Origin of the sequence: Enterobacter sp. PGRG2 (genome assembly GCF_030291195.1) — a bacterium.
GTDB lineage: Bacteria > Pseudomonadota > Gammaproteobacteria > Enterobacterales > Enterobacteriaceae > Enterobacter_D.
On the sequence record NZ_CP127837.1, the window covers coordinates 2,355,139 to 2,359,108 of the forward strand.

Below are 3,970 nucleotides of genomic sequence, written 5' to 3' on the forward strand. Positions count from 1 at the left end.
GCTGCCTTATTCTCTTTTCAACTTGCAAATCACCAAACGGTATATAAAACCGTTACTCCTTTCGTACTGCTTATAAATAAACTGTGATCCGAACAGTCTTTCTACTTATAAGGGTGCGCACCGCCATGACCAAACTGAAAAAAGGATATCTGACGCTTGCAGCATCCCTGTTGCTGGTGGCTCAGGCGCAGGCAACGGAACTGCTTAACAGCTCCTATGATGTCTCCCGCGAGCTGTTTGCCGCCCTGAATCCGCCGTTTGAACAGCAGTGGGCGAAGGACAATGGCGGCGACAAACTGACCATCAAACAATCCCATGCCGGTTCTTCAAAACAGGCGCTGGCGATCCTGCAAGGCCTGAAGGCTGACGTGGTGACCTATAACCAGGTCACTGACGTGCAGATCCTGCATGATAAAGGCAAGCTCATCCCGGCGGACTGGCAGAGCCGTCTGCCGAATAACAGCTCGCCGTTTTACTCCACCATGGCGTTCCTGGTGCGCAAAGGTAACCCGAAAAATATCCACGACTGGAACGATCTGGTGCGTTCTGACGTGAAGCTGATCTTCCCGAATCCGAAAACCTCCGGTAACGCGCGTTATACCTATCTGGCGGCCTGGGGCGCTGCGGCAAAAGCCGACGGCGGCGATAAAGCCAAAACTGAAAAATTCATGACCCAGTTCCTGAAAAACGTCGAAGTCTTTGATACCGGCGGACGCGGCGCGACCACCACCTTTGTGGAGCGCGGCCTCGGCGATGTGCTGATCACCTTTGAATCGGAAGTAAACAACATCCGCAAACAGTATGAAGCGCAGGGCTTTGAAGTCGTGGTGCCGAAGGTGAATATCCTCGCGGAATTCCCGGTCGCCTGGGTGGATAAAAACGTTAAGGCCAATGGCACAGAAAAAGCGGCGAAAGCTTATCTGAACTGGCTGTACAGCCCGCAGGCGCAGACCATCATCACCGATTACTACTACCGCGTGAACAATCCGCAGGTAATGGAAAAACTGCAGGATAAATTCCCGCAGACCGACCTGTTCCGCGTGGAAGATCAGTTCGGCAGCTGGCCTGAGGTGATGAAAACCCACTTCACCACCGGCGGCGAGCTGGACAAACTGCTGGCGGCGGGGCGTAGCTGATGTTTGCCATGTCGACCCGGCGCGTGCTGCCGGGCTTTACCCTGAGTCTTGGCACCAGTTTACTGTTCGTCTGCCTGATTTTATTACTGCCGTTAAGCGCGCTGGTGATGCAGCTGGCGCAAATGAGCTGGGCGCAGTACTGGGAAGTGATCACTAATCCGCAGGTGGTGGCGGCCTACAAAGTCACGCTGCTGTCGGCTTTTGTGGCGTCCATTTTCAACGGCGTGTTTGGCCTGCTGATGGCATGGATCCTCACCCGTTACCGTTTTCCGGGGCGTACGCTGCTCGACGCGCTGATGGATTTACCCTTCGCGCTGCCCACGGCGGTGGCGGGCTTAACCCTGGCGTCGCTGTTTTCCGTTAACGGCTTTTACGGCCAGTGGCTGGCGCAGTTCGATATTAAAGTCACCTATACCTGGCTTGGTATCGCGGTGGCGATGGCCTTTACCAGCATCCCCTTTGTGGTTCGTACCGTACAGCCGGTGCTGGAAGAGTTAGGCCCGGAATACGAAGAAGCCGCGCAAACCCTGGGCGCAACCCGCTTACAGAGTTTCCGCAAAGTGGTGATGCCGGAGCTTTCCCCGGCGCTGCTGGCGGGCGTGGCGCTGTCCTTTACCCGTAGTCTGGGGGAGTTTGGCGCGGTGATTTTTATCGCCGGTAACATCGCGTGGAAAACGGAAGTGACATCGCTGATGATTTTCGTGCGCCTCCAGGAGTTTGATTATCCGGCGGCGAGCGCCATTGCCTCGGTGATCCTCGCGGCATCCTTACTGCTGCTGTTTTCCATCAATACCCTGCAAAGTCGCTTTGGCCGGCGTGTGGTAGGTCACTAATGGCGGACGTTATCCAATTGAAACGCTTTGACGCGCCCCGTATTAACTGGGGCAAATGGTTTTTGATCGGCACCGGGATGATCCTTTCTGCATTCATCCTGCTGGTGCCGATGATCTATATCTTCGTGCAGGCCTTCAGCAAAGGGCTGATGCCGGTGCTGCAAAACCTTGCCGATCCGGACATGCTGCACGCCATCTGGCTGACGGTAATGATTGCGCTGATCACCGTGCCGGTGAACCTGGTGTTCGGTATTCTGCTGGCCTGGCTGGTGACGCGCTTTGATTTTCCGGGCCGTCAGCTGTTGCTGACGCTGCTGGATATTCCGTTCGCCGTCTCGCCGGTGGTGGCCGGTTTAGTCTATTTGCTGTTTTATGGCTCCAACGGACCCCTCGGCGGCTGGCTGGACGCGCATGATATGCAGATCATGTTTGCCTGGCCAGGCATGGTGCTGGTGACCATCTTTGTGACCTGTCCCTTCGTGGTGCGCGAGCTGGTGCCGGTGATGTTAAGCCACGGCAGTCATGAAGATGAGGCCGCCATTTTGCTCGGCGCGTCCGGCTGGCAGATGTTCCGCCGCGTCACCTTACCCAATATCCGCTGGGCGCTGCTCTATGGCGTGGTGCTGACCAATGCCCGTGCCATCGGCGAGTTTGGCGCAGTGTCGGTGGTGTCCGGCTCGATCCGCGGTGAAACCCTGTCGCTGCCGTTACAGATAGAATTGCTGGAGCAGGATTACAACACGGTAGGCTCCTTTACCGCCGCCGCCCTGCTGACGTTGATGGCTATTTTGACCCTGTTTTTAAAGAGTGGGTTGCAGTGGCGTTTGCACAATCAGGAAAAACGCGCGCAACAGGAGGAACATCATGAGCATTGAGATCGCCAACATTAAGAAGTCATTCGGACGCACCCAGGTGCTCAATGACATCTCGCTGGATATTCCTTCCGGACAAATGGTAGCGCTGTTGGGGCCGTCCGGCTCCGGGAAAACCACGTTGCTGCGCATTATTGCCGGGCTGGAGCACCAGTCCAGCGGTCGCATCCGTTTTCAGGGCACCGACGTCAGCCGTCTGCATGCCCGCGATCGTAAAGTTGGCTTCGTGTTCCAGCATTACGCGCTGTTCCGCCATATGACGGTATTCGACAACATCGCCTTTGGCCTGACGGTGCTGCCGCGTCGCGAGCGTCCGGATGCCCTCGCCATCAAAGCGAAAGTGACCAAATTACTGGAGATGGTGCAGCTGGCGCATCTCGCCGATCGTTACCCGGCGCAGCTCTCCGGCGGCCAGAAACAGCGTGTGGCGCTGGCCCGCGCGCTGGCGCCAGATCCACAGATTTTACTGCTCGACGAGCCTTTCGGCGCGCTGGATGCGCAGGTGCGTAAAGAACTGCGCCGCTGGCTGCGTCAGTTGCATGAAGAACTGAAATTCACCAGCGTGTTCGTCACCCACGATCAGGAAGAGGCAATGGAAGTCGCGGATCGCGTGGTGGTAATGAGTCAGGGCAACATCGAGCAGGTTGATGTGCCGGAGCAGGTGTGGCGCGAACCGGCGACCCGCTTTGTGCTGGAATTTATGGGCGAAGTGAACCGTCTGAAAGGCACGGTACGCGGTGGGCAGTTCCACGTCGGCGCGCACCGCTGGCCGCTGGGTTATACGCCAGCCCATCAGGGGGACGTGGATCTGTTCCTGCGCCCGTGGGAAGTGGACATCAGCCGTCGCACCAGTCTGGATTCACCGCTGCCGGTGCAGGTTATCGAAGCCAGCCCGAAAGGGCATTATACGCAGCTGGTGGTGCAGCCTCTGGGCTGGTATGACGAACCTTTAGCCGTGGTGATGCGCGGAGATGATGCGCCGGTGCGCGGCGAACGGCTGTTTGTCGGCCTGCAACACGCGCGCCTGTACCACGGCAATGAGCGAATCGAAAATCACGAAGAACTGCCGCTGGCGGAATCCGCGTGAGGACGTAATGCCCGGTGGCGCTTCGCTTACCGGGCCTACATA

Annotated in this window: 4 protein-coding genes; all 4 read left to right on the top strand. The window is 57.4% G+C overall.

Features of this window, described 5'->3' with window-relative positions; all coding sequences use genetic code 11:
• Positions 1 to 125: 125 nt before the first annotated feature.
• The 4 genes from QRD42_RS10235 to cysA are packed head-to-tail and all read left to right on the top strand — an operon-like array spanning position 126 to position 3,928.
• Positions 126 to 1,136 carry a sulfate ABC transporter substrate-binding protein gene (locus QRD42_RS10235; RefSeq protein WP_072567661.1) on the top strand — a complete coding sequence of 337 codons (1,011 nt, stop codon included), beginning with the start codon at positions 126 to 128 and terminating at the stop codon, positions 1,134 to 1,136.
• Positions 1,136 to 1,969, top strand: a complete 834-nt coding sequence (gene cysT / locus QRD42_RS10240) for a sulfate/thiosulfate ABC transporter permease CysT (RefSeq protein WP_072567662.1) — start codon at positions 1,136 to 1,138, stop codon at positions 1,967 to 1,969. Before QRD42_RS10235 ends, cysT begins: the two co-directional genes overlap by 1 nt.
• Positions 1,969 to 2,844 carry a sulfate/thiosulfate ABC transporter permease CysW gene (cysW, locus tag QRD42_RS10245; protein ID WP_321987039.1) on the top strand — a complete coding sequence of 292 codons (876 nt, stop codon included), beginning with the start codon at positions 1,969 to 1,971 and terminating at the stop codon, positions 2,842 to 2,844. The genes cysT and cysW overlap by 1 nt, the downstream gene beginning before the upstream one ends.
• Entirely contained in the window at positions 2,834 to 3,928 is a 1,095-nt protein-coding gene (cysA, locus tag QRD42_RS10250; protein WP_321987040.1) for a sulfate/thiosulfate ABC transporter ATP-binding protein CysA, read from the top strand. The genes cysW and cysA overlap by 11 nt, the downstream gene beginning before the upstream one ends.
• Positions 3,929 to 3,970 lie beyond the last annotated feature (42 nt).

Excerpts from the sequence above, each read along its gene's own strand:
- cysA (WP_321987040.1), top strand. The coding sequence starts at position 2,834 with ATGAGCATTGAGATCGCCAACATTAAGAAGTCATTCGGACGCACCCAG.
- cysT (WP_072567662.1), top strand. The coding sequence starts at position 1,136 with ATGTTTGCCATGTCGACCCGGCGCGTGCTGCCGGGCTTTACCCTGAGT.
- QRD42_RS10235 (WP_072567661.1), top strand. The coding sequence starts at position 126 with ATGACCAAACTGAAAAAAGGATATCTGACGCTTGCAGCATCCCTGTTG.
- cysW (WP_321987039.1), top strand. The coding sequence starts at position 1,969 with ATGGCGGACGTTATCCAATTGAAACGCTTTGACGCGCCCCGTATTAAC.